At 63.0% G+C, this 21,766-nt stretch carries 22 protein-coding genes and 1 tRNA gene; 17 read left to right on the forward strand and 6 right to left on the reverse strand.

Annotation, left to right across the window (positions count from 1 at the left end; genetic code table 11):
* Nucleotides 1–52 precede the first annotated feature (52 nt).
* From bioB to C7446_RS02490, 6 genes are read left to right on the forward strand one after another with little or no spacing between them, the layout of a single operon-like run.
* Nucleotides 53–1,126, forward strand: a complete 1,074-nt coding sequence (bioB, locus tag C7446_RS02465; protein ID WP_121170926.1) for a biotin synthase BioB — start codon at nucleotides 53–55, stop codon at nucleotides 1,124–1,126.
* Entirely contained in the window at nucleotides 1,123–2,331 is a 1,209-nt protein-coding gene (gene bioF / locus C7446_RS02470; protein WP_211327827.1) for an 8-amino-7-oxononanoate synthase, read from the forward strand. The genes bioB and bioF overlap by 4 nt, the downstream gene beginning before the upstream one ends.
* Nucleotides 2,324–3,100, forward strand: coding sequence for an alpha/beta fold hydrolase (locus tag C7446_RS02475; RefSeq protein WP_121170928.1), 777 nt, complete (start codon nucleotides 2,324–2,326; stop codon nucleotides 3,098–3,100). Before bioF ends, C7446_RS02475 begins: the two co-directional genes overlap by 8 nt.
* On the forward strand, nucleotides 3,097–3,957 hold the full coding sequence (gene bioC / locus C7446_RS02480) for a malonyl-ACP O-methyltransferase BioC (protein ID WP_121170930.1): 861 nt from the start codon (nucleotides 3,097–3,099) through the stop codon (nucleotides 3,955–3,957). The genes C7446_RS02475 and bioC overlap by 4 nt, the downstream gene beginning before the upstream one ends.
* Complete coding sequence (gene bioD / locus C7446_RS02485) at nucleotides 3,954–4,673, forward strand: dethiobiotin synthase (RefSeq protein ID WP_121170932.1); 720 nt, start codon at nucleotides 3,954–3,956, stop codon at nucleotides 4,671–4,673. Before bioC ends, bioD begins: the two co-directional genes overlap by 4 nt.
* Nucleotides 4,670–6,019 carry an adenosylmethionine--8-amino-7-oxononanoate transaminase gene (locus C7446_RS02490; protein ID WP_121170934.1) on the forward strand — a complete coding sequence of 450 codons (1,350 nt, stop codon included), beginning with the start codon at nucleotides 4,670–4,672 and terminating at the stop codon, nucleotides 6,017–6,019. The genes bioD and C7446_RS02490 overlap by 4 nt, the downstream gene beginning before the upstream one ends.
* Nucleotides 6,020–6,074: 55 nt before the next feature.
* On the opposite strand, the gene C7446_RS02495 is transcribed toward C7446_RS02490, so the two are convergent.
* Nucleotides 6,075–7,814, reverse strand: a complete 1,740-nt coding sequence (locus C7446_RS02495; RefSeq protein WP_170149982.1) for a methyl-accepting chemotaxis protein — start codon at nucleotides 7,812–7,814, stop codon at nucleotides 6,075–6,077.
* A gap of 295 nt (nucleotides 7,815–8,109) precedes the next feature.
* Between C7446_RS02495 and C7446_RS02500 the strand changes: the two genes are divergently transcribed.
* Together C7446_RS02500 and C7446_RS02505 are read left to right on the forward strand one after the other, a co-directional pair.
* Complete coding sequence (locus tag C7446_RS02500) at nucleotides 8,110–9,303, forward strand: MFS transporter (RefSeq protein WP_245977611.1); 1,194 nt, start codon at nucleotides 8,110–8,112, stop codon at nucleotides 9,301–9,303.
* A gap of 140 nt (nucleotides 9,304–9,443) precedes the next feature.
* The gene (locus C7446_RS02505) at nucleotides 9,444–9,602 is read left to right on the forward strand and encodes a YqaE/Pmp3 family membrane protein (RefSeq protein ID WP_121170938.1); all 159 of its coding nucleotides are present in this window, start codon (nucleotides 9,444–9,446) and stop codon (nucleotides 9,600–9,602) included.
* A gap of 89 nt (nucleotides 9,603–9,691) precedes the next feature.
* Here C7446_RS02505 and C7446_RS02510 read toward each other — a convergent pair whose 3' ends face one another.
* Both C7446_RS02510 and C7446_RS02515 read right to left on the reverse strand, forming a co-directional pair.
* Entirely contained in the window at nucleotides 9,692–10,474 is a 783-nt protein-coding gene (locus C7446_RS02510) for a CbtA family protein (RefSeq protein ID WP_121170940.1), read from the reverse strand.
* Between the two features lie 14 nt (nucleotides 10,475–10,488).
* Entirely contained in the window at nucleotides 10,489–10,713 is a 225-nt protein-coding gene (locus C7446_RS02515) for a CbtB domain-containing protein (protein WP_121170942.1), read from the reverse strand.
* 195 nt (nucleotides 10,714–10,908) lie between these two features.
* Between C7446_RS02515 and C7446_RS02520 the strand changes: the two genes are divergently transcribed.
* A complete protein-coding gene (locus C7446_RS02520; RefSeq protein ID WP_121170944.1) occupies nucleotides 10,909–11,481 on the forward strand; it encodes a histidine phosphatase family protein in 573 nt (190 codons plus the stop codon).
* Nucleotides 11,482–11,516: 35 nt separating this feature from the next.
* Here the strand turns inward: C7446_RS02520 and C7446_RS02525 are convergent, their stop codons facing one another.
* Entirely contained in the window at nucleotides 11,517–12,452 is a 936-nt protein-coding gene (locus tag C7446_RS02525; protein WP_121170946.1) for a sugar-binding transcriptional regulator, read from the reverse strand.
* A 165-nt stretch (nucleotides 12,453–12,617) separates the two neighbouring features.
* Between C7446_RS02525 and C7446_RS02530 the strand changes: the two genes are divergently transcribed.
* The 6 genes from C7446_RS02530 to C7446_RS02555 all read left to right on the forward strand — a co-directional run bounded on the left by C7446_RS02530 (nucleotide 12,618) and on the right by C7446_RS02555 (nucleotide 19,134).
* Nucleotides 12,618–13,628: a carbohydrate kinase family protein gene (locus C7446_RS02530; RefSeq protein WP_121170948.1), complete on the forward strand. Its 1,011-nt coding sequence runs from the start codon at nucleotides 12,618–12,620 to the stop codon at nucleotides 13,626–13,628.
* A 56-nt stretch (nucleotides 13,629–13,684) separates the two neighbouring features.
* Nucleotides 13,685–14,341: a class II aldolase/adducin family protein gene (locus C7446_RS02535; RefSeq protein WP_121170950.1), complete on the forward strand. Its 657-nt coding sequence runs from the start codon at nucleotides 13,685–13,687 to the stop codon at nucleotides 14,339–14,341.
* Nucleotides 14,342–14,593: 252 nt separating this feature from the next.
* Nucleotides 14,594–16,147, forward strand: coding sequence for a sugar ABC transporter ATP-binding protein (locus C7446_RS02540; RefSeq protein ID WP_121170952.1), 1,554 nt, complete (start codon nucleotides 14,594–14,596; stop codon nucleotides 16,145–16,147).
* A 38-nt stretch (nucleotides 16,148–16,185) separates the two neighbouring features.
* Nucleotides 16,186–17,193, forward strand: a complete 1,008-nt coding sequence (locus C7446_RS02545) for an ABC transporter permease (protein WP_121170954.1) — start codon at nucleotides 16,186–16,188, stop codon at nucleotides 17,191–17,193.
* Between the two features lie 56 nt (nucleotides 17,194–17,249).
* Complete coding sequence (locus tag C7446_RS02550; protein ID WP_121170956.1) at nucleotides 17,250–18,302, forward strand: substrate-binding domain-containing protein; 1,053 nt, start codon at nucleotides 17,250–17,252, stop codon at nucleotides 18,300–18,302.
* Nucleotides 18,303–18,372: 70 nt separating this feature from the next.
* Nucleotides 18,373–19,134: an SDR family oxidoreductase gene (locus C7446_RS02555; protein ID WP_121170958.1), complete on the forward strand. Its 762-nt coding sequence runs from the start codon at nucleotides 18,373–18,375 to the stop codon at nucleotides 19,132–19,134.
* A 46-nt stretch (nucleotides 19,135–19,180) separates the two neighbouring features.
* Here the strand turns inward: C7446_RS02555 and C7446_RS02560 are convergent, their stop codons facing one another.
* Together C7446_RS02560 and C7446_RS16875 are read right to left on the reverse strand one after the other, a co-directional pair.
* Nucleotides 19,181–20,101 (reverse strand): restriction endonuclease, encoded by a 921-nt coding sequence (locus C7446_RS02560; protein ID WP_121170959.1) that lies wholly within the window; start codon nucleotides 20,099–20,101, stop codon nucleotides 19,181–19,183.
* Nucleotides 20,102–20,167: 66 nt separating this feature from the next.
* Nucleotides 20,168–20,287, reverse strand: coding sequence for a hypothetical protein (locus tag C7446_RS16875; RefSeq protein ID WP_425454097.1), 120 nt, complete (start codon nucleotides 20,285–20,287; stop codon nucleotides 20,168–20,170).
* Nucleotides 20,288–20,422: 135 nt separating this feature from the next.
* On the opposite strand from C7446_RS16875, the gene C7446_RS02565 reads away from it, so the two are divergent.
* Together C7446_RS02565 and C7446_RS16255 are read left to right on the forward strand one after the other, a co-directional pair.
* Nucleotides 20,423–20,499 (forward strand) — tRNA-Arg (locus C7446_RS02565).
* A 1,014-nt stretch (nucleotides 20,500–21,513) separates the two neighbouring features.
* Nucleotides 21,514–21,766 (forward strand): hypothetical protein (locus C7446_RS16255; protein WP_211327828.1); only part of this gene is annotated, 253 nt, incomplete at its 3' end.

A 21,766-nucleotide genomic window follows, 5' to 3' on the forward strand; every position in this document is an offset into this window, starting at 1 on the left:
CGGGCTGTCAGGCTATCCGGCAACCTGTAGAGCAACCAGCGGTTAACAAGTCATGTATGCAACCGGAACTCCTGCCGGCGAAACAGTCAACCGTCACGACTGGCAGCGTGACGAAATCGAGCAGCTGCTGAATCTGCCGTTCAACGAGCTGCTGTTTCGCGCCCAGGCGGTGCATCGCCGTCATTTCGATCCCAACGCCGTCCAGATCTCCACGCTGCTGTCGATCAAGACCGGCGCCTGCCCCGAGGACTGCAAGTACTGCCCGCAGTCGGCCCACTACAACACCGGCCTCGACCGGGAGAAGCTGATGCAGGTCGAGACGGTGCTGGAAGAGGCCCGCAAGGCGAAGGAAGTGGGGGCCAGCCGCTTCTGCATGGGCGCCGCCTGGCGTCATCCGCACGAGCGCGACATGCCGTACGTGCTGGCAATGGTGCGCGGTGTGCGGTCGATGGGGCTGGAGACCTGCATGACGCTGGGCATGCTCGGTCAGGCGCAGGCCGAGCAGCTCGCCGACGCCGGGCTCGATTACTACAACCACAATCTCGACACCTCGCCGGAGTACTATGGCGAGATCATCACCACCCGCACCTATGCCGAGCGGCTCGATACGCTGGAGCATGTCCGCCGCGCCGGCATGAAGATCTGCTCGGGAGGCATTCTCGGCATGGGCGAGTCGGTCACCGACCGCGCCGGACTGCTGCAGCAGCTCGCCAATCTGCCGGTGCACCCCGAGAGCGTGCCGATCAACATGCTGATCCGCATCGAAGGCACGCCGCTGGCCGAGGTCGAGGAGCTCGATCCGCTGGCATTCGTGCGCACCGTGGCGGTGGCCCGCATCCTGATGCCCGGTTCGCACGTGCGACTGGCCGCCGGCCGCGAACTGATGAGTGACGAAACCCAGGCGCTGACCTTCTTCGCCGGGGCCAACTCGATCTTCTACGGGGAACGGCTGCTGACCGCGCAGAACCCGCAGGCGGCCCATGATCAGCGCCTGTTCGAACGCCTCGGGCTCTACCCCGAGCGTCGCGAGGATGTCGACGATGCCACCCACGAGGCCGCCATCGGTGAGCAGCTCGAAAAGGCGCGCATCCGGGCGGTGACCACCGACGCCACGGCCCGGGCATGAGCGGGGCCGGCAGTGCCGACCTGGACGCCGCGCTGGCGCCCCGGCTGGCCGAGCGTCATGCGCAGGCGCGCTACCGGCAGCGGCGCACCGCGGATCGGGCCGGGGCACATGTGCACGTGGACGGCCGCGACGTCGTGAACTTCTGCAGCAATGACTATCTCGGGCTGGCCCATGATCCACGGCTGGGCGAGGCGCTGGCAGCCAGCGCCCGGCGCTTCGGCACGGGGGGTGGAGCCTCGCATCTGGTCAGTGGGCATCTGACCCCGCACGCCATGCTCGAGCAGCGGCTGGCCTGCTGGACGGGCCGCGAACGGGCGCTGCTGTTCTCCAGCGGCTATCAGGCCAATACCGGCACCATCGCCGCGCTCACCGGGCGGGGCGATCACGTGGTGCACGATCGCCTCAACCACGCCTCGCTGCTCGATGGCACCCGGCTGGCCGGCGCCCGGCTGCACCGCTTTGCGCACAGGGATCCGGCGCATGCCGGGCAGCTGCTGGCCGGACTCGATCCGGCGCGCGCCCGGCTGGTGGTCAGCGACGGGGTCTTCAGCATGGATGGCGACTGCGCCGATGTAACGGCGCTGGCCGGGCAATGCCGTGCCCGGGGGGGCTGGCTGATGATCGACGATGCCCACGGACTGGGCGTGCTGGGGGCGCGGGGCGCCGGGACACTGGAGGCGCAGGGCGTATCGGCCGATGAGGTGCCGGTGCTGGTGGGCACGCTCGGCAAGGCGCTGGGCACCCAGGGGGCCTTCGTGGCCGGCAGCCATACCCTGATCGAGGCGCTGATCCAGTTCTCCCGCCCGTATGTATATACCACCAGCCTGTCACCGGCGCTGGCCGGGGCCACCCTGACCGCGCTCGATATCGTGCGGGACGAGCCCGAACGCCGCACCCACCTGCAGACGCTGATTGGCGCGTTCCGCCACGCCGCCGAACGTCTGCCGGGCATCCGGCTGATGCCTTCCGACACGCCGATTCAGCCGCTGCTGGTCGGCCGGGGCAGCGAGGCCGAAGTACTGGCGCTGGCCCGCCGGCTGGCAGACGAGGGGCTGTGGTGTACCGCGATCCGCCCGCCCACGGTGCCCGAGGGCAGTGCCCGGCTGCGGATCACCCTCTCGGCAGCGCACACCCACGCCGATCTTGATCGACTACTGTCAGCACTGGAATACCACTGTTGCAGCCAGGAGCTGACCGATGACTGATGCCGACCGGACCTGTGAACGCCTCATCCTGCTGCCCGGCTGGGCCCTCGGCCCGGACCCCCTGGCGCCGCTGGCGCGCGCCATCGAGCGGCACGCCCCCGGAGTGGTGGTCGAGTGCGCCCGCTATCCGGCACTGACCAGCCGCCGCCGCGAGGTCTGGCTGGAGGCACTCGATGCCGAGCTGGCCGATCATGCCTGGCTGGCGGGCTGGTCGCTGGGCGGCATGCTGGCGACCGCACTGGCCGAGCGACGCGGCGCGCGGGCGCGGGGGCTGATCACGCTCGGCAGCAATGTCAGCTTCATCGCCCGCCCGGGCTGGTCGGCGGCGATGGCGCGCCACACCTTCGAGGACTTCCGCACCCGGCTGGCCTCCTCACCGGGGGAGGCCTTCGAGCGCTTCGCCGCCCTGAGCGCCAGGGGCAGCCGCGATGCCCGAAGTCTCGGACGTGAGCTTTTGGGCGCGCTGCGGCGTACGCCGAGCGATGAAGCCGCCGCGGGACTGGCGCTGCTGCAGCAGCTCGATCTGCGCGATGTGCCGGCCCGGCTTCAGGTGCCCCAGCTGCACCTGTTCGGCGAGCACGACATGCTGGTGCCCAGTGCGGCCCGGACGCTGATTGGCGAGCGTCTGCCGGCGGCAGGGGAGACCCGGCTGCTGGCCGATACCGGTCACGGCTTTCCGATTGAGCGGGTCGAGGAGACCGCCGGGGCGATCGCGGATTTCATTACCCGGCACGCCTCGGCCCGAAGTGTTCGGAGCGCACCGCCATGATCCCGGAGACCGACCCGGTAACAGCGCATGATGTACCGCAACAGGCAAGTGCCTGCTTCTCGCGGGCCGCCGGACACTACGATGAGGCGGCCGCGCTGCAGCGTGAGGTTGCCGATCGGCTGTTGGCGCACATCGACGACGCCCGGGTGCCCGCCACCATCGTCGATGTGGGTTGTGGCACCGGCTATGTCACCGCGCAGTTGCAGCAGCGCTTTCCGGGGGCGGCGTTAATCGGTGTGGACCCGGCACCGGGGATGCTGAGCGTCGCCCGCAGCCGCCATGCCGCGCTGCCGATCGACTGGCGCGCCGGGGCCGCCGAGGCCCTGCCGCTGCCTGCCGAGAGCACCGATCTGCTGGTGTCGAGTCTGGCGTTGCAGTGGTGCGCCTCGCCGGCGCCCTTTCTGGCCGAAGCCGAGCGGGTGCTGCGACCGGGCGGCCGGCTATGCTTTACCACCCTCTGCGAGGGCAGCCTGTTCGAGCTGAAGGACGCCTGGCAGACGCTGGACAACGCCCCGCACGTCAACGCCTTCATCACGCCCGAGGCGCTCCACGGCGAGCTGCAGGCCTCGGCGCTGCACTACGAGGAGATGACCCTGGACGATCACCGCACCTTTCATCCGGACCCTGCCACGCTGATGCGCGCGCTCAAGGCGGTCGGGGCCAATACCGTGGCCGGCCGTGGCGTCAGCGGACTGACCGGCCGGGCGCGCTTTGCCCGACTCGAACGGGCGATCGAGGCCTTTCGCACCGATGCGGGGCTGCCGACCACCTATCGGGTGGCGCGGGTGAACCTGCATCGGCCGGCCGATAGCGCGGCGGGTGCGCCTGCGCCCCCGGCCGGGGAGAGCGCTTCATGACGCGGGCCTTTTTCGTGACCGGCACCGATACCGATGCCGGCAAGACCGTGGTGGCCGCCGGGCTGCTGGCGGCCGCCCGCCGCCGGGGGCTGAGTACCGCGGCCGGCAAGCCGGTGGCCACGGGCTGCACGCGCACGCCACACGGACTGCGCAATGACGATGCGCTTGCGCTGCAGCGCCAGTGCCGGCCCGGGCTTGAATACGAGACGATCAATCCGGTGGCCCTCGAGCCGGGCATCGCTCCGCACATTGCCGCCCGGGAAGCGGGTATCGAACTGACGGTGGACGCGCTGGCGGCGCCGATGCGCATGCTGCTGGCCCGTCACGCCGATTTCACCCTGATCGAGGGCGCCGGCGGCTGGCGGGTGCCGCTCAACGAGCATGAGTCGCTCTACGGGCTGGCCCGCACGCTGGCGCTGCCGGTGGTGCTGGTGGTGGGGGTGCGGCTCGGGGCGATCAGTCACGCCCGGCTGACGCTGGAGGCAATCGAGCGTGACGGACTGCGCGTGGCCGGCTGGGTGGCCTGCGTCATCGCGGGGGAGACTGCCCGGCTCGCGGAGAATCTGGCCACGCTGAAGCACTGGCTGGGCCGCGAGCGCGACCCCGACCGGGGCCGGGTGCCCTGTCTGGGCGTGGTGCCCCGGCTGGCCGATCCCGCGCCCGAGCGGGTGGCCGACCATCTCGATATCAATGCACTGATGGAAGAGCGCCGATGAGTCGCAACGACGAGTGGATGCAGCGTGATATTGCCAGCCTCTGGCACCCCTGCACCCAGATGAAGGACCATGAAACGCTGCCGGTGACCCCGATCCGGCGCGGCCGCGGGGTCTGGCTGGAGGACTTCGATGGCCGCCGGTATCTCGACGCGGTCAGCTCCTGGTGGGTCAACATCTTCGGTCACGCCAACGAGCGTATCAACGCGCGTATCCGCGACCAGCTCGACTCGCTGGAACACGTCATCCTGTCGGGATTCACCCACCAGCCGGTGATCGAGCTCTCCGAACGGCTGGGCCGGCTCACGCCGGCGGGGCTGGGGCACTGCTTCTATGCCGACAATGGCTCGGCGGCGGTCGAGATCGCGCTCAAGATGAGCTACCACTACTGGCACAACGTCGGCCGGCCGGAGAAGCGGCGTTTTCTGACCATCACCAACGGCTATCACGGCGAGACGCTGGGGGCGCTGTCGGTCGGGGATGTGGCGATCTTCACCGAGACCTATCGCTCGCTGCTGCTGGATGTGCTCAAGGTGCCGGCCCCGGATGGGTTCGGCCTGCCGCGCGAGCAGTGGATTGACGAGGCGTGGGAGAAGTTCGCCCACATGGAGGCGGCGCTGGAACGCCATCATCATGAGCTGGCGGCCGTGATCGTCGAGCCGCTGATCCAGTGCGCCGGGGGCATGCGGATGTATCCCCCCGAGTATCTGACCTGGCTGCGCGAGGCCTGTGATCGCTACAACGTGCAGCTGATCTTCGATGAGATCGCGGTCGGCTTCGGGCGTACCGGCACGATGTTCGCCTGCGAGCAGGCCAGCGTCCGGCCCGACTATCTCTGTCTCTCCAAGGCGATCACCGGCGGCTATCTGCCGCTGTCGGTGGTGATGACCACCGATGAGGTCTATGACGCCTTCTACGATGACTACGCGAGCCTGCGCGCCTTTCTGCATTCGCACAGCTATACCGGCAATCCGCTGGCCTGTGCCGCCGCTCTGGCCACGCTGGATATCTTCGAGCAGGACAGCGTGATCGAGGCCAACCGGGCGAAGGCGGCCCACATCGAGCGGGTGACGGCGCCGCTGCGGGATCACCCCCATGTCGGCGATGTGCGCCAGACCGGCATGGTGGTGGCGATCGAGATGGTCCGGGACAGGGCCACGCTTGAGCCCTATGACTTTCGCGAGCGGCGCGGCTTGCGGGTCTTTCAGCACGCCATGTCGCGCGGGGCGATGCTGCGCCCGCTGGGGAACGTGATCTACTGGATGCCGCCCTACGTGATCGAGCCCGAAGAGATCGACTTTCTGGCCGAGGTCACCCGGGAGGGGCTGGAAATCGCCACCGGCGATTGAGAGACAACGAAAAAAGGCCGCCCGAAGGCGGCCGAATCCAGGAAAACCAACGGCATCAGAAGGATTCCCACTCCTCGACTTCGGAGTGCGATGTGGTGCGCGGGGCCGGGGCAGTGGCTTTGGCCGGGTGAGCGCCGGAGGTGCGCGCCGAGTGGCTGGTGGCCGGCTTCGGGGCATGGGTGCTCGTGCTTTGTCCCGGGCGTGTTTGGGTCGGCTGTGCTGCGCGAGGCGGCTGCGGGTGGCCCACAGCTTCTGCGTGCCTGAAGAAGGCGATCTCACGGATCAGCGCCTCGGCCTGCTGCTCCAGCGATCGGCTGGCGGCGCTGGCCTCTTCGACCAGACTGGCGTTCTGCTGGGTGACGCTGTCCATCTCGGTAATGGCGGTGTTGACCTGGTCGATGCCGGTGGACTGCTCCCGACTGGCGACGGCAATCTCGCCCACCAGGTCGGTCACCTGCTTGACGCTGGTCACGATCTGCTCCAGCGTCTGCCCCGAGCGGTTGACCAGCTCGGTGCCGGTGGTCACCCGGGTGACGCTCTCTTCTACCAGCGCCTTGATGTCCTTGGCGGCATCGGCGCTGCGGCTGGCAAGATTACGCACTTCCGCGGCGACCACGGCGAAGCCGCGCCCCTGCTCACCGGCGCGCGCCGCCTCGACCGAGGCGTTGAGCGCCAGCAGGTTGGTCTGGAAGGCGATGTCGTTGATCAGGCCGATGATGCTGGCGATCTTCTGGCTCGAGGTATTGATTTCGCCCATCGCCGAGACGGCCTGCGAGACCACTTCACCGCCTTCCCGGGCCTGCTGGCTGACATTGCGCGCCAGGGTATCGGCCTGGGCGGCGTTGTCGGCGTTCTGACGTACGGTGGAGGTGATCTCCTCCATCGAGGCCGCGGTCTGCTCCAGGTTGGCGGCTTGGCTCTGGGTGCGCTGGTTGAGGTCATCGTTGCCGCTGGCGATCTCGCGGCTGGCCACCTGCACCGAACCGGCATTGCGCTGCACCGAGCTCACCACTTCGGTCAGCCGGTCGCGCATGGCGGCCAGCGACTGCAGCATGTCGCCGAACTCGTCCCGGCAGGTGATGTTGATGCGGGTGGTCAGGTCACCCTCGGCGAGCGCCTGGGCCATCTCGCGGGCCTTGCCCAGCGGGGCGAGGATGCCGCGGATCAGCCAGATGGCCAGCGCCGCGGCCAGCAGTACCGCCACCACGATCACGCCGATCACGGTAGTGCGGGTGGTCGCGTAGGACTGACGGCTCTGCTGAAAACCGGCTTCGACCTGCGCATTGTTGGTCTGGAACAGGGCGTCGATATCCCCGGCCAGCCGGTTGTACTGGGTGCTGAGGGTCGACGCCGAGTGCGCGCGGGCGCCATCGAAATTGCCGGCGGCCATCAGACTGACGTTCTGCGCAATGCTGTCGCGCAGTTCATTCAGGTGCTCGTGAAGGGTATCGGCCTCGCTGGCTTCCAGAGTCGAGCCGATCCCGCTCTGATACGCCTGCCAGGCCTGGTCGATCCGGGCATTGCTGCGGGCGAGCTGCTCCTTGAGGCCAGCGATGGCGGCGCTGTCACGTTCCGCCTGGCTGTCGACGATGCGCACCCAGTCGCGCAGCAGGTCCGTGCGAACCTCGGCCAGGGCGGAGAGCGGCTGGACGTTGTTGTGACTGATGTCGTCCAGCGTCTGCTGGGTGCTGCGAGTGCTCATCAGCCCCAGAACGCCGACCGCAATCAGCAGGAGGATACAGAGACCCAGGCTGGCCGCCAGCCGGGCCTTGACGCTTCGATTCAGACCGAACATTGCGAAAATTCCCTGTAGAGGACTGCCTTCCTGGCAATCGTTGAGGCCAGCAGCGTCATGGACCGGACAGGGCAGTGACCCGCTGTTACAGGCCATATCGGCCTGGCCCGAGGGATAATTAGGCTGAATGCTGCTTATGGTTATAATAAATAAATTTTAATAAAGAAAAGCGATTAAGAGCCGAGGGGCCAGTGTTCCGGCAGGTGGTGGCCATTCGAATCCGGATTTGTGCCCCCGGATCGCGTCACCGACACTGTGCCTCCTTGCTACCACCTGCCGCTGAACGGGAATGATCATGTCGGATACTCGACAGCACACCTCCGAGTCGCCGCTCGGGCCGGCCCTGGTACTGCTGATGGCAGTGACCACCGGACTGGCCGTCGCCAGCAACTATTATGCCCAGCCGCTTTTGCACACCATCGCCGATCGGCTGGCGCTGTCGTACTCCAGCGCCGGCATCATCGTGACCACCGCCCAGGGCGGCTATGCCGCCGGGCTGCTGCTGCTGGTGCCGCTGGGGGATCTGTTCGAACGCCGCCGCATGATCGTGATCATGATGCTGCTGGCGGCGCTGGGGCTGCTGATCAGTGCCAGCGCCGGGTCGCTGGCCATGCTGCTGCTGGGCACCGCCATCACCGGGGTGTTCTCGGTGGTGGCCCAGGTGCTGGTGCCCTTTGCCGCCACGCTCGCCGAGCCGGAGCGCCGGGGCAGGGTGGTCGGCACCGTGATGAGCGGGCTGCTGCTCGGCATCCTGCTGGCGCGCACCGTCGCCGGCGCGCTCTCCTCGCTGGGGGACTGGCGCACCATCTACTGGGTCGCCGCGATCCTGATGCTGCTCAATGCGCTGATCCTGTGGCGGATGCTGCCGCGCTATCGCCAGTCCGCCGGGCTCTCCTACGGCCGGCTGCTGATGTCGATCGCCACGCTGTTCCGGCGCCATCCGCTCTATCGGCTGCGGGCCAGCCTGGGCTTTTGCACCTTCGCGACCTTCAGTGTGCTGTGGACCTCGCTGGCATTTCTGCTCTCCGGGGCACCGTGGCACTTCTCCGATGCCACCATCGGCCTGTTCGGTCTGGCCGGGGCCGCCGGCGCGCTGATGGCACGCCGGGCCGGCAGTCTGGCGGATCAGGGCCACGCCGCCCTGGTGACCACTGCCGGGCTGGGGGTGCTGGTGGTGGCCTGGGCGCTGTTCGGGCTCGCCGGCTGGAGCCTGGTGATGCTGGTGGCCGGTATCGTCCTGCTCGATCTGGCCCTGCAGGCGGTGCACATCACCAACCTCAACCTGATCTACGGCCTCGACAGCAGTGCCCGCAACCGGCTCAATGCCGGCTACATGACCACCTACTTTCTCGGCGGCGCCTTCGGCTCGCTGGCCTCGGCGGCGATCTATGGCCGTTTCGGCTGGAGCGGGGTGGTCTGGCTCGGGTTCGGGCTCTCCCTGCTGGCGGCCCTCATCTGGTCATACGGTCATCGCCGCATGGTCGATTGAATAAGCGCCCGGACGCCCGCAGATAGGGAGCATGCTGGCTGGCTGGATGACCGGGTCAGGTGTCATTCAGGCAGCGCTGGTCAGGCTGTGTTAAACAGCTATGCTCAGGGTTTACAGGAACAGTTTCCAAAAGGAGCGATATGGATATCATCCGCATTATTCTGGCGATCATTCTGCCGCCGGTGGGCGTCTTCCTGCAGGTCGGTTTAGGCATGCATTTCTGGATCAACATCCTGCTGACCATTTTCGGCTACATTCCGGGCATCATTCACGCCGTCTGGATCATCGCCACGCGCTGACGCATCCGCGAAGCCGCTCGTACGCCCTGCCGCAAGCCCCGGTCATGCCGGGGCTTTTGCGTGGGCAGGCCGGTGGCCGAAGCGCGCGCTCAGGCCGTGGCCGATGCCCGCCCGGTCAGCTGCCGGCGGCGCCGGGCGCGCTCGACCAGGGCGCCGAACACGAGCCCCAGCACCGCCCAGATGATTACCTGAATGCCCAGTGACGAGAGCCGGAACTGCCACAGCACCTCGGCCGGGAAGTGCGCCGGAATGGTCGCCACGGTGGGGAAGAGCCCCCAGGCGAAGGCGGCGATGAGCCCGTAGAGCGCCCCGGCGGCCAGCACGCCGTTCCACGGCCCCAGCCGTGCCCGCAGCGGCCGGGCAAGGCGTACGCTGAGCATCATGGCGCTCAGCGAGACCGCCAGCAGCAGGAAGTAGACCTCGGTGCGCAGGTCGATGGTGGCGGCGGTGCCGATGCCCGGCGGGTTGGGCGGATACTTCACCCACGGCACGGCTACCAGGGCGAGGAAACCGCCGGCGGCCAGCAGCACCGACAGGGCACGCGGCGAGAGCCGGCCCAGCCGCCCGTTGGCCAGGGCAAAGACCAGCGCAAAGAGCCCGCCCAGCGCCGTGCTGTAGACCCCCACGCCGGTGAGCAGCCCCCAGCTGCTCTGGGTGGCCCGGCTGATACCGGCACCGTCGCCGTGATGATGGCCCTCGCCCGTGGCCCCGTGCGAGTGCGCCTCACCGTGATGATGGCCGTCAGCCTGACTCGCCTCGAAGCCGATCGCCCGGGTCAGCGGCGGCTCACCGAAGGTGCTGGCCATGGCAAAGGCCAGCAGACCGGCGATCAGGCCCGCCAGCATGCCGCGCCACAATAGCTGTCCGATCATGTATCGGCCTCCGTTCAGTGGCAGGGGAAGCCGAGCAGATGCCGGCCGTCATGCACGAACTCGTGAATGCCGGTGCCGGAGAACATCGCCGTGGCGCCCTGTTCGGCGCCGACGAAGTAGAGGGCCAGCATCAGCAAGAGCCCGCCGAGCAGGGCCCAGGGGAGCAGTTCGCCGAGTGGCACAACGGGCAGGGAGGGGCTTTCGGGCGACACACCGGTCGCGGTAGTGGTCTGACTCATGTAGGAAGACTCCTGCGGGATGACGCGTCCCTGTGGTCGGGTAAACGATGGCCCTCACGAGGTCTGGCTTCCTGCGGTCATGGATCCGCGGTTACAGTGGCGCGACCGCGCCGGAGTTGCACCGGCTTCCCGTGAGGACCGCACACCTCCATTCTGTGCCGCTGGCCCCGAGATTACTACCCGCAAGGAGTTTCGATGACGCGTCGCCTGACCCTGATTGCCCCGGCCGCCACCGCTGCGCAGCGGCTCGGCCGGCTCCCGGCCGACGAGCCGATCGAGCTGCCGACCGGGGCCCGGCCGCCCCGGATCGACGGCCCGCAGGTGGCTGCATGCTTCCGTGCGCCGGAGCTTCAGGCGCGTCAGACGGCCGAATGGCTGGGGTTTGAGGCCACCACCGAGGCGACGCTCGGCAACCTCGATATCGGCCGCTGGCAGGGCCATTCGCTGGAGTCACTGGCAGGCGAGGACCCCGATGGGCTGGCGCGCTGGCTGCGTGACCCGGCGGCCGCTCCGCATGGCGGCGAGTCGATCGAGCAGCTCTGTCAGCGCATCGCCCCGTGGCTGACGACGCTGGCCACCGGCCACACCCTGATGGTCACGCATTCGGCGGTGATCCGAGCCTTCATGCTGGCTGCCATGGAGGCGCCGGCGCACAGCTACTTCGGACTGGATGTGGCACCGCTGACCCTGACCCGACTGGAGGACAGCACGCGCTGGCGGGTACGCTGCAGCGGCGTGGCGCTTGATTCAAGCGTGAAAGGAAGTTGATCTTTCACCAAAGACGGAGATATTTGAACGGCTTTTCAATTTGCTAACAGCCGTTCTGCCAAGCGTCGGTCCGTTACCAGAATATTTCCCAGTCCGGCCGTGAATGCAGCCCGCACCGCATCAGCCTTATAGGAGCCACTGGCTAAAATCATAAGGTTGGCAATCCGGCGCATCTCTTCAAATCCCATTGCCAGGGTGCGGCGGGAGAAATCTGTATAAAGGCTGCCATCGGAGCGGATAAAAGTACCCAAGATTTCGGCCACGGCGCCGGAGGCAGTAATTTGCTGCTGTTCATCCGGTTCTAGCCGCTGAGTCAGCTGTGATTGCAATGGCTGAATACTCCCGATCGAGATGGCTGCCGCACTGACGTTGTCAAACTGGGCCATGGCTGCCGCCACGCTTTGTTCTCGGCGCAGGCTATCGGCTATCCCATCATCTGAAACGATCAACGGTACGTACATGGGATAAGCCTTGCCGTGATTCACCTCAGTGATACGCCGAATCATATCCAGTGAGTTTTCGCCGGGTGTACCCACAATACCGCAAATTTGTACCACCGGGCAGCCCGGCAGCCGCTCAAGCTGATCCACCATGGCGCTGGTGGTACGCCCCCAGCCCACCCCCAATACATCGTGTTCGGTGATCAAATCACCGAGCAGCGCCGCGGCCGCTCGACCGATCTGCTGTCGGGTGCGTACAGAATCATCCTCTTCGACAAAGGATTCCACTACCACCGCTTCACGCAGACCGAAGCGCCGGCGTACTTCGCTTGAAAGGGCCGAGTGGATTTCGATGGGAGGGCGAATTACGAACTCGACCATGCCCCTTTCGCGTGCAATATCAAGCAGGCGCGCCACCTTGAAACGTGAAATGCCCAGGTTTTCGGCGATCTGAATCTTGGAGTCGTTATCGATATAAAAACGCTGCGCCACGCTCGCTGCCAGAAGTCCTGTCTCCTGATCGCCGGTCATGGATCTCTCCTTGCTGCCTAAAAAAGTATCCTACGAAAAGAGAATATCGCACAAAAGAGCGCTGATGCTTTCATTTGAGTGGTTCAGCCTAGAGTTTAAAGGGCGAATAATCAGTGCGTCCAGCTAACGCGCCGAGGATGCGACCAGCCAGACAGGGAGAACACGATGTCAGTTTTCGATGCTTCTATAGTGGGACTCTATGTGGTCGATGTACATGGTCGGTCGATTACGTCACTACCGGACGAGGGAACCGGTCAGTTCATTGATGAGATTGTCTTTACGGTAGCGGGGACTGCCGGTGGTGTGGCGGTGGACTGCGCCCTGCTGGGAATGAATGTCTACGCGGCCGGTGCAGTGGGTGATGACGAAAAGGCTAATTTCATCTTTCACAACCTGGCTGAGTATGGGGTGGATACCGGCGGGCTTGAACGCCTTGCACATCTGCCTACCTCAGCTTCGATGATCGCTAGTGGTGGTTCCGGTGAGCGCCGGCACTGGCATTTTCGTGGTGCCGCCGGGGGCTATCGGCCAGATGCGACAGCCATTGAGCAAGCCCTTGAAAGCCACATTGTGCATGTTGGTGGGATCGGACTGCTGGGCGAGTTCGATGGTGAGCCGGCGCTGGATTTCATGCGCCGCGCAAAAGCTAGGGATTGTATCACCACGCTGGATCTGATTTTCGCCCGCCCAGAGGTGCGTGAATCGGTTGATCCGCTCATGCCATGGACCGATTATTTTATTCCCAGCATTGATGAAGCTCAGGTGCTGACCGGTCTCGATGACCCTGATCGAATCGTCGACTATTACCTCGAAAAAGGCGCGGCCAATGTCATCCTGACGCTGGGTGAAGATGGCAGCTATCTGGCCGGGCGTGACATCCGTGAGCGACTTCATGTTCCGGCAATTCCCGGATTGCAGCCGTTGGATACCACGGGCTGCGGCGATGGGTATTCGGCGGGGATTATTGTCGGGCTCCATAATGGTTGGAGTCTTGAATTTTCTGCATGCTTTGCTACTGCCGTCTCATCACTGGTGCTGTCGGGACTAGGGTCTAAGGCTGGCATTGTGTCGTTGCAGGCAACACGTGACATAGCCGAGCGCCACTATAGCGAGTGTCAGAAATACATCGGCGATCGCGGACACCGGTATGAGGCAAGTTCATCGGGGAATGGATAAGCGAGTGTTCCGGTCTCTGAATGAAGGTCTCCTCTTATCCTGCCTGGACAGATGACATGACTGAAAACGAGAAGCGACAGTTGATTGTCGACCATTGCCTGGAAATGAATCAGAACGGCCTCAACCAGGGGACATCAGGCAATATCAGTCTGCGCCACGAACGAGGCATGCTGATTTCGCCAAGTGGTATCGATTACCGTGAGATGAGAGCCGAAGAGATCGTCTTTGTTGATCATGACGGACAGCCCCATGGGAGGCTCAATCCCTCCAGCGAATGGCGTTTTCATCTGGCCATTCTGAATCGATATGAAGCGTTTAACTCCATTGTGCACAGCCATCCTATCCACGCCACGGCGCTGGCTATATGTCGTCAGGATATTCCAGCAGCGCACTATATGGTAGCTGCTGCGGGCGGTGAAACAATTCCTTGTGCACGCTATGAGACCTTCGGTACTGATGCGCTTTCAGAAGCCGTACTGGAAGTTCTGGAGGGTCATAAGGCCTGTCTGCTGGCGAACCACGGCATGATCGCCTGTGGTGAAACGTTGCCACGCGCCATGTGGCTGGCGGTAGAAGTGGAAACTCTTGCTCGACAATATGTGATTGCCAGTTCCATCGGTACTCCTCACATACTTGATCATCAAGAAATGGTGAAAGTAACCGAGAAGTTCAGGAATTACGGTCGACAGCCGAATCGCACCTCTACGCGATGACCAGCGAGAAGCAATAGCCCGGGATTGTCTTTTGTAGTTGTGGCTACCGTTGTGATTTTCTATCAATGCTCCGTTAGCGCCGCATAAAAGATTAACGAATAGGCCATTCGCGCTCTAAAAAGTGGAGATTCTGCGACCAATAGGTGATTCCGCTCATAAGAGTGATATGTTGCTATTTTGTTTAGCGTGGTGTTTCGAGTGCGCCGACTGGAGTGCTATTGGCGCTGGTATGACCCGAACAAAAGGTGCCTTATGGCGGATAAGATCACGGCTGATTCTGTAGCGGCGTCCATCGAGCCAATCGTTGAATATCGTGATATCAGCAAGCGTTTCGGCACTTCGGTTGTGCTCGATGGCATCCGGCTGTCTCTCTATCCGGGGCGGGTAACGGCATTGATGGGAGAAAATGGCGCCGGTAAATCCACCATGCTGGGTATCTTGGCCGGTCTGCTGGCGCCGTCGCAGGGCACCATCGCCGTGGATGGCAAAACGGTGGTCGAGTATTCCCCCAATGCTGGTCAGGCGCGCGGTATCGAAATCGTTACCCAGGAGCTCTCACTGGTACCACATCTGACTGTGGCCGAGAACATCTTCCTTGGTCGGGAGCTGACAGGATGGGGCCGCATGGGCGGATTTTTACAGTCATCGCACATGCTGAAAGAGGCTCAGGATGCGATTAACGAATTCGATATTCCGGTATCGGCCAGTGACCGCATCGAGCAGATCAGTCTCTCCTATGCCCAGATCGTCGAGATCATTCGTGCCTGGCACCGCCGGCCGCGCATTCTATTGCTCGATGAGCCGACCTCCTCGCTGACCCGCAATGAAACCCGACATCTGTTTGAAATCGTCAAACGTCTGCGCACTGCCGGCACTGCGGTAGTTTTTACTACCCACAAGATGGATGAAGTCGAGCAGATGGCGGATGACATTGCAGTGCTTCGCGATGGACAGATTACGCTGACAGCCCCCATCGAAAAGCTCTCCTCGAACGAGATTATAAGCGCCATGGTCGGCCGCGAACTGGCCGAGCAGCATCTGGAGCTACCTGAAGTAACGGCTAGCAAGCCCGCACTGGCAGTCAGCGGCTATGCCACACGCCAGCCTGATGAGGAGTATGAAACCGGCTTCGCTTTCAGCGTGCGCCCGGGGGAGATTGTAGGATTAGCCGGCATTGCCGGTTCGGGTCGTACGGCCTTTTTCAAATCGGTTTACGGCCTCCATCCCGCGCGTACCGGGGAAGTCGTGATGGGAGGGCAGAACTATGATAACCGTTCTCCTTCGGCATCACTCAAGCGCGGGCTGATTTATATTCCGGAGAATCGGAAGGAAGCGGGGCTGGTACTGTCGCTGGACATCGCCCAGAACACCATCCTGTCGAATCTGACGCGTTTTACCGGGCCCGGCGGGTGGGTCAGGCGCGGACGTGAAGAGAACATCAGCCGTGAGGCACTGGAAAGTTTACGCACCAAATACGGTGGTGCGCGCACTTCTGTTGCGTCGCTTAGCGGCGGCAATCAGCAGAAGGTGCTGGTAGCACGCTGTTTGATTGCCGACAGCCCACAGGTGCTGCTGCTCGATGAGCCCACTCGCGGTATTGACGTAGGCGCCAAGGCAGATATTTACGAAATCATTGTCGACCTGGCACAGCGGGGTATTGCCATCGTCGTCTCTTCCTCCGAGCTACCGGAGTTAATGACACTTTCACACCGTATTGCCGTTTTCCGCGAAGGGGCCCTGTGCCAGACCTTCGAGCGCCATGAGTTCGATGAAAAAGAGATCGTGCGCGCTGCTATTGGCGCCTGAGCTTCTGCACGTTCGACCGATTCCAAGGAGAGCACGCCATGAGTACAGCCCACACGGAGAACGCAGCCAGCACCCGCTCAACAAAAGCCATCGGTGCAATCTTCAATCGCACCCGACTGGCCTCGCTGGTGGTCTGGATCGCCTTTGCCTGTTATGTGGTGCCACTGGCGATCGTTGAGCCACAGTTCATCTCCTTTTACAACATTATCTCGATTCTGATGTTGATATCAGTTTACGCCCTGATTGGCTTCGGTGAGGGGGTGGTAGTGCTGTCAGGCGGGATCGATCTCTCGGTAGGCAGTGTGGTGGGGTTGGCCGGTGTGGTGGCAGCTCTCATTCTGGACGGCCATTCGGGGCTTGGATGGGCGCTGATGGCGATACTGGGCGGTGTGGCGGCTGGCATTGTGATCGGGACATTCAATGGTATCGCCGTAGCACTGCTGAACATTCCCGCTTTTGTCGCCACCCTCGGCACGCTGTCGATTGCACTCGGGTGCGGATATGTCCTGAGCAACGGTCAGCAGATATCCATTAACAACATGGAGTTTCTGGATATCTCGGTTTACTCATGGTTTGGTATTCCGATTCCGATTTATATCCTGTTCGGTGTTTTCTTTCTGCTTTGGCTCACGCTATCACGCACGCGGCTGGGACGTTACGTCTACGCAGTGGGCGGTAATATTCAGGCTGCTTTCGTTGCGGGTCTTCCGATTCGGCGAGTACTGATCTCGGCTTTCATGATCTCGGGAGCGCTGTCAGGTCTGGCTGGCGTATTGCTGGCTTCACAGATTACCGCTGGCATCGCCACGACCGGAACCGGCTACGAGTTGATCGCCATCGCAGCGCCAGTGATCGGTGGTATTAGTCTGGCTGGCGGACGAGGCTCAATCGCCGGTGCGCTGTTTGGTGTGATTCTGTTGGGGACCATTGATAACGGTCTGACAATTCTCAATGTTTCGCCGTTCTATCAGCACATTATCAGCGGTTTCATCATCATCCTTGCCGTGTTCCTCGACACGGTAGCCAGCCGTCGGAAACTGGTCTGAACGACCGTTTTCCATGCACGGAATGCAAGCCAACCATCCCGAAGGGGAGAACAATCATGAGAAGAGCAAAGTGGTTCAGGCAACTGGCAGTCGGTGCAGCTGCGATGTGCGGTCTGTCGCTGATGGGGGTCGCCCAGGCTCAGCAGAGTGAGACGCAGGAAAACAAGGAGCCGCTGACCATCGGTTATACCGTTTATGCCATGTCCGGGTGGGTCTCCTCGGGACGTGAGGGAGTCGATGCAGTCGCCCGCGCCAATAATGTCGATCTACGCTGGGCCAGCGCTGACAACTCGGTAGCCTCCCAGGTAGCGCAAATGAATCAGTTCATTGCCCAAGGTGTGGATGCCATCGTAGTGGATCCGGTCGATTCGGCCGCACTGGGGCCGCAGATAAAAAAAGCACGCGAACGTGACATTCCGGTTATCGGTACCAACGTCAAGGTATTCGACCCCGGCAAGCAGTATCTCAATTCCTATGTTGGTCCGGATGACATAGCCGCGGGTGAGAATCAGACCCGCGCATTGATCAGGAAGATAGGCGGTAAAGGCAATGTGGTGATTCTCCAGGGGCCGCTAGGGCAGTCGGGTACCATTGATCGGACCAAGGGCATTGAAAACGTTCTGGCCGAACACCCTGAGGTCAAGGTGCTTGCCAAGCGCCCTGGCGATTGGAAGCGCGAAGAGGGCTACAACATCATGGCTTCCTGGCTGTCACGCTATGGCGAAGATATCGATGGTGTGATTTCGGAAAACGACGATATGGCGGTAGGGGCTATTCGCGCCATGCGTCAGCGTCGCATCAACGACATCCCGATTGTCGGCATCGACGGTATCGAGGCTGGTTTACAGAATGTAGCTGCGGGCCATCAATTGATGTCCAATCTGCAAAACGCGCCGCTGCAACTGGGGATGGCACTCCAAGTGGCGGTCAATGCAGCTCGGGGCCAGGAAGTGCCGAAGGAGATTTTCATCGGTATGCCTATCGTCACCCAGGAAAACGCCGAACAGTACTATCGACAGATGTACAAGAATCGCGAGCAGTTTCTGGATGAGCTGCCCGAGCTGATCCGTCGCAATCTCGCTTCCGGTGATTATGGTAATCAGCAGTGAGGCCTCGCGGCGCCGCCAACTTGGTCGGCGCCGCCGCTGAACCGGCCATGCCAACAGGAGTAACAGCACCATGGAATACAAAGGCTACAGCAAGGATTTTTCATTGACCGGGCGCCGAGTACTGATCAGTGGTGGCGCGGCAGGCATTGGGCGGGCCATTGCAGAGCTCTATGTAGAAAAGGGGGCTCGTGTAGCGCTGCTCGATCGAAGCGAGGGCGTTCACGAGACTGCCCGGGAAATCGGCGGCAACACGATTGCCGTGCAGGGAGATGTTACCTCGGCCGCCGACGTAGAGGCCTGTGTTGAGCAAGTGGTCGGCGTCCTGGGCGGCATCGATACACTGGTTAACAATGCCGGTATCGTGGCTCTGGCGCCCGCCGAGGAACTGTCAGAGGCAGATTGGGATGCCACCATGGCGGTCAATCTCAAGGGCGTGTTTCTGCTCTGCCAGACGGTGGGACGGCACATGCTTGAACAGGGTGGTGGACGCATTATCAATATGGCTTCGCAGGCTGCCGTGGTGGCGCTGGACAAGCACCTGGCCTACTGTGCCAGCAAGGCGGCCGTAGTCAGCATTACCCAGACGCTTGCCAGCGAATGGGGACCACATAATATTCGCGTGAACGCCATCTCACCGACCGTAGCGCTGACCGAGCTTGGGCAGAAAGCCTGGGCAGGTGAAGTCGGGGAGCAGATGAAACAGAAGATTCCCGCCCGACGTTTTGTTTATCCAGAAGAGATCGCCGGTTGTGCACTCTATCTCGCCAGCGACGCCGCTGACATGATTAATGGAGCCAATCTGGTCATCGATGGTGGTTACAGCATTCAATGACCATAATGCATGGCCGCTCGTTTCGGGATGGTCGGCTTCCTAGCGGTTACTCATCCAAAAAGTAGTCGCTGTCCAGCCGCTTGATCTCGAAGCGATCCACGGTCGTGACGCCCACGTTGTGATCGATCATCAGCCGGGCCAGCTGCTGGCCGTCGATCAGGATGAGGCGGGTCTCCAGCTGGGTCACGTACTCCTGGGCCTCGCGGGTGAAGTGCGAGGTGGTGATGAACACCCCCTTGCGGGCGCGGCGGCCGGCCAGCGCGCCGGAGAACTTCTGGATATCCGGCCGGCCCACCGGGTTCGTCCAGCGCTTGGCCTGCAGATAGATGGTTTCCAGCCCCAGCGGGTCCTCGTTGATCACCCCGTCGATGCCGCCATCGCTGCTCTGGCCCACGCTCTGCCCCGAACCCTGCCCGCAGCCGTAGCCCATGGTGATCAGCACATCGATCACCAGCTGTTCGAAGCGCGCCGGATGGATCTGCTGCATCCGCTCGATCATGTCGCCCTCCAGATCGGCGCGGATCGCCCGCCATGACACCTCCATGCTCTCCAGCGGGGTCAGGCTCTCCATTTCGCCGTCGAGCTCATCGGCGGCCGGAGCCCGCTGGGCACGAGCGGCGCCGTTGGTACGGCGACGAAACTCGCGGAAGGAGTCGAAGCGCATCAGATACGCCAGGTCGACCCGCGTCGTCTCTGCCAGTGCCTGCTGCCCCGCCTCGGTGATGGCGACCACCCCGCGCCCGCGGGAGGTCAGCAGCCCCGCCTTGCGCAGATAGCTGGCCGCCCAGGTGACCCGGTTGTTGAACAGGTACTGCTGACCGCTGGGGTTGAGCTGATGGCGCTCGGCGGCGCTCAGCTCGAAGGCCTCCGCCAGCGGTGTGTAGCTCTCGCGCAGCAGATGATCGTGACCATCGGCGGTCAGCAGCAGCAGCGGATGCATCAGCGACTGGAAATCGGGAATCGGCATGGTGGGGTGGTATCGCGCTCCGTGCGATGGATTGAACGTTCGGCAACCGGCCGGGGCTCGCGGCCTTCAGGCTGCGGGCTGACTGCCCGGCGCCACCACTCGAGGCGGTGGCAGATGAAAGCAGTCCATGTGGCCCTGGGCATTTTCCAGCATGAAGGAGAACATTCGCCCCTGCCAGCGCGCCATGCCGACCCGGCAGGCGGGCACCAGTCTCTACCGGTCAGGCAACCGGATCGGGCACAGCGGCTCGTGCCGGGCAGTGGGTATCCAGATACGCCAGGAGCCGTTAGAATATGTGCCGATCGCTCTGGCGATCAAAGCGCCCGCGTGGCTCAACTGGATAGAGCAACGGCCTTCGGAGCCGTGGGTTGCAGGTTCGAGTCCTGCCGCGGGCGCCACCTGATCCTCCCCGAGCACTCCCGGCAAGCCCTTCAAGCGATCGACGATCGGCAGTCTTCAAGGGACTTCGGCCCCCGGCGTGCCGAGCATTCCTTCGCATCCGGCAGACGCGCAGTATCCCGACTCGCTTACCCCCGTGAGCGACAGCCCGGTCTACCAGGCTGCCCATGGTGCGCCTGCGCGCACGCAGATGTGATGGAGCTGGCAGCTTCTATGGCGTACGTACCCGGCAGCACGCAGCCATACCCCTGACAACAGCAGAAGGCCCCGCCCAAGGCGGGGTCTTTTTGTAGGGTGGTCACGGCCACAAGGCCCTTCACTCGCCAGAGCGCGGGCAGGGGCCGCCATCCGGCTCGAATCGAACGCCCCTTCCTTTCAGCCTATCGGGCAATCAGCCGGTACTGAGAGCATTCCCCGATGGCAGTGTGATCACCCCCGGCCCTCGTGCCTGACCAGGCCAGCGCGATCCCGTGCATACTTTTGTATGTCTTTGTAATCATGATTATCCGTGATAAAAGTGAACACTAATTCGCCAAAGGGTGATGCCTGCTCGGCTGAGAACGGGCCGAACAGGGCACCTGATGGCCACCGGCGCTGTGGATCGCTGCCGGTAACACGGGTCAGTACCCTACGGGGTGCAAGGAGGAGGGGGCTGGATGCAGCAAGTGCAGCTTACTTCGGTGCCCCGAAACCATGCCGCGCCCCAGTATTGGCGCGGTTGGCGCCCTGATGCGTAGGTACAAGGAAACCGACCCATTTAGCGCGCAGGCGGGGAGGGGAGTCGACAACGCGCCGGGAGGTGAGAATTAGAAGAGAGATTAGTGGTCGGGGTGCTGGGTGGATCGGCCTTGTAAAAGAGCAGAGAAGTTTAAGGCGCGTCGTAACTGGGGGTAAGCCATCAGTAGGGTCATGAGAAGGCATGAGAGCTGGCCGGTTACGGCCCAAAGCGGACACCCAAATGAACTACTAAACCGCAAAATAGAAGCCCAACCTCAAATTTTTTTGGAGGAAAAATGCCGATCTCGCCAGAACATAAAGTTACGCTTGGTGATATCAAGCTTGGCGCCTCTGATGCAGAGGCAGACAAAAAGCTTTCGAATTACTTCGTCACAACGCCATACGTATCTTCTGCGCTGGAACTAGCTGCCACTCAGTTCATCGGACGTAAGGGAATCGCTGATCAATTCGTCTCTGAGCGGTTGAAGGGCTCAGAGTGGCACAACCATCGCGTCAGCGATCATTTTCTGACCACCTCAGGTGGTCCGT

It is taken from the genome of Kushneria sinocarnis, from assembly GCF_003633775.1.
GTDB classification, from domain to species: Bacteria; Pseudomonadota; Gammaproteobacteria; order Pseudomonadales; family Halomonadaceae; genus Kushneria; species Kushneria sinocarnis.

What these genes read in the sequence shown, in the direction of transcription:
- bioB (WP_121170926.1), top strand. Translation starts at nt 53, where the DNA reads ATGTATGCAACCGGAACTCCTGCCGGCGAAACAGTCAACCGTCACGAC.
- bioF (WP_211327827.1), top strand. Translation starts at nt 1,123, where the DNA reads ATGAGCGGGGCCGGCAGTGCCGACCTGGACGCCGCGCTGGCGCCCCGG.
- C7446_RS02475 (WP_121170928.1), top strand. Translation starts at nt 2,324, where the DNA reads ATGACTGATGCCGACCGGACCTGTGAACGCCTCATCCTGCTGCCCGGC.
- bioC (WP_121170930.1), top strand. Translation starts at nt 3,097, where the DNA reads ATGATCCCGGAGACCGACCCGGTAACAGCGCATGATGTACCGCAACAG.
- bioD (WP_121170932.1), top strand. Translation starts at nt 3,954, where the DNA reads ATGACGCGGGCCTTTTTCGTGACCGGCACCGATACCGATGCCGGCAAG.
- C7446_RS02490 (WP_121170934.1), top strand. Translation starts at nt 4,670, where the DNA reads ATGAGTCGCAACGACGAGTGGATGCAGCGTGATATTGCCAGCCTCTGG.
- C7446_RS02495 (WP_170149982.1), bottom strand. Translation starts at nt 7,814, where the DNA reads ATGTTCGGTCTGAATCGAAGCGTCAAGGCCCGGCTGGCGGCCAGCCTG.
- C7446_RS02500 (WP_245977611.1), top strand. Translation starts at nt 8,110, where the DNA reads ATGTCGGATACTCGACAGCACACCTCCGAGTCGCCGCTCGGGCCGGCC.
- C7446_RS02505 (WP_121170938.1), top strand. Translation starts at nt 9,444, where the DNA reads ATGGATATCATCCGCATTATTCTGGCGATCATTCTGCCGCCGGTGGGC.
- C7446_RS02510 (WP_121170940.1), bottom strand. Translation starts at nt 10,474, where the DNA reads ATGATCGGACAGCTATTGTGGCGCGGCATGCTGGCGGGCCTGATCGCC.
- C7446_RS02515 (WP_121170942.1), bottom strand. Translation starts at nt 10,713, where the DNA reads ATGAGTCAGACCACTACCGCGACCGGTGTGTCGCCCGAAAGCCCCTCC.
- C7446_RS02520 (WP_121170944.1), top strand. Translation starts at nt 10,909, where the DNA reads ATGACGCGTCGCCTGACCCTGATTGCCCCGGCCGCCACCGCTGCGCAG.
- C7446_RS02525 (WP_121170946.1), bottom strand. Translation starts at nt 12,452, where the DNA reads ATGACCGGCGATCAGGAGACAGGACTTCTGGCAGCGAGCGTGGCGCAG.
- C7446_RS02530 (WP_121170948.1), top strand. Translation starts at nt 12,618, where the DNA reads ATGTCAGTTTTCGATGCTTCTATAGTGGGACTCTATGTGGTCGATGTA.
- C7446_RS02535 (WP_121170950.1), top strand. Translation starts at nt 13,685, where the DNA reads ATGACTGAAAACGAGAAGCGACAGTTGATTGTCGACCATTGCCTGGAA.
- C7446_RS02540 (WP_121170952.1), top strand. Translation starts at nt 14,594, where the DNA reads ATGGCGGATAAGATCACGGCTGATTCTGTAGCGGCGTCCATCGAGCCA.
- C7446_RS02545 (WP_121170954.1), top strand. Translation starts at nt 16,186, where the DNA reads ATGAGTACAGCCCACACGGAGAACGCAGCCAGCACCCGCTCAACAAAA.
- C7446_RS02550 (WP_121170956.1), top strand. Translation starts at nt 17,250, where the DNA reads ATGAGAAGAGCAAAGTGGTTCAGGCAACTGGCAGTCGGTGCAGCTGCG.
- C7446_RS02555 (WP_121170958.1), top strand. Translation starts at nt 18,373, where the DNA reads ATGGAATACAAAGGCTACAGCAAGGATTTTTCATTGACCGGGCGCCGA.
- C7446_RS02560 (WP_121170959.1), bottom strand. Translation starts at nt 20,101, where the DNA reads ATGCCGATTCCCGATTTCCAGTCGCTGATGCATCCGCTGCTGCTGCTG.
- C7446_RS16875 (WP_425454097.1), bottom strand. Translation starts at nt 20,287, where the DNA reads ATGGCGCGCTGGCAGGGGCGAATGTTCTCCTTCATGCTGGAAAATGCC.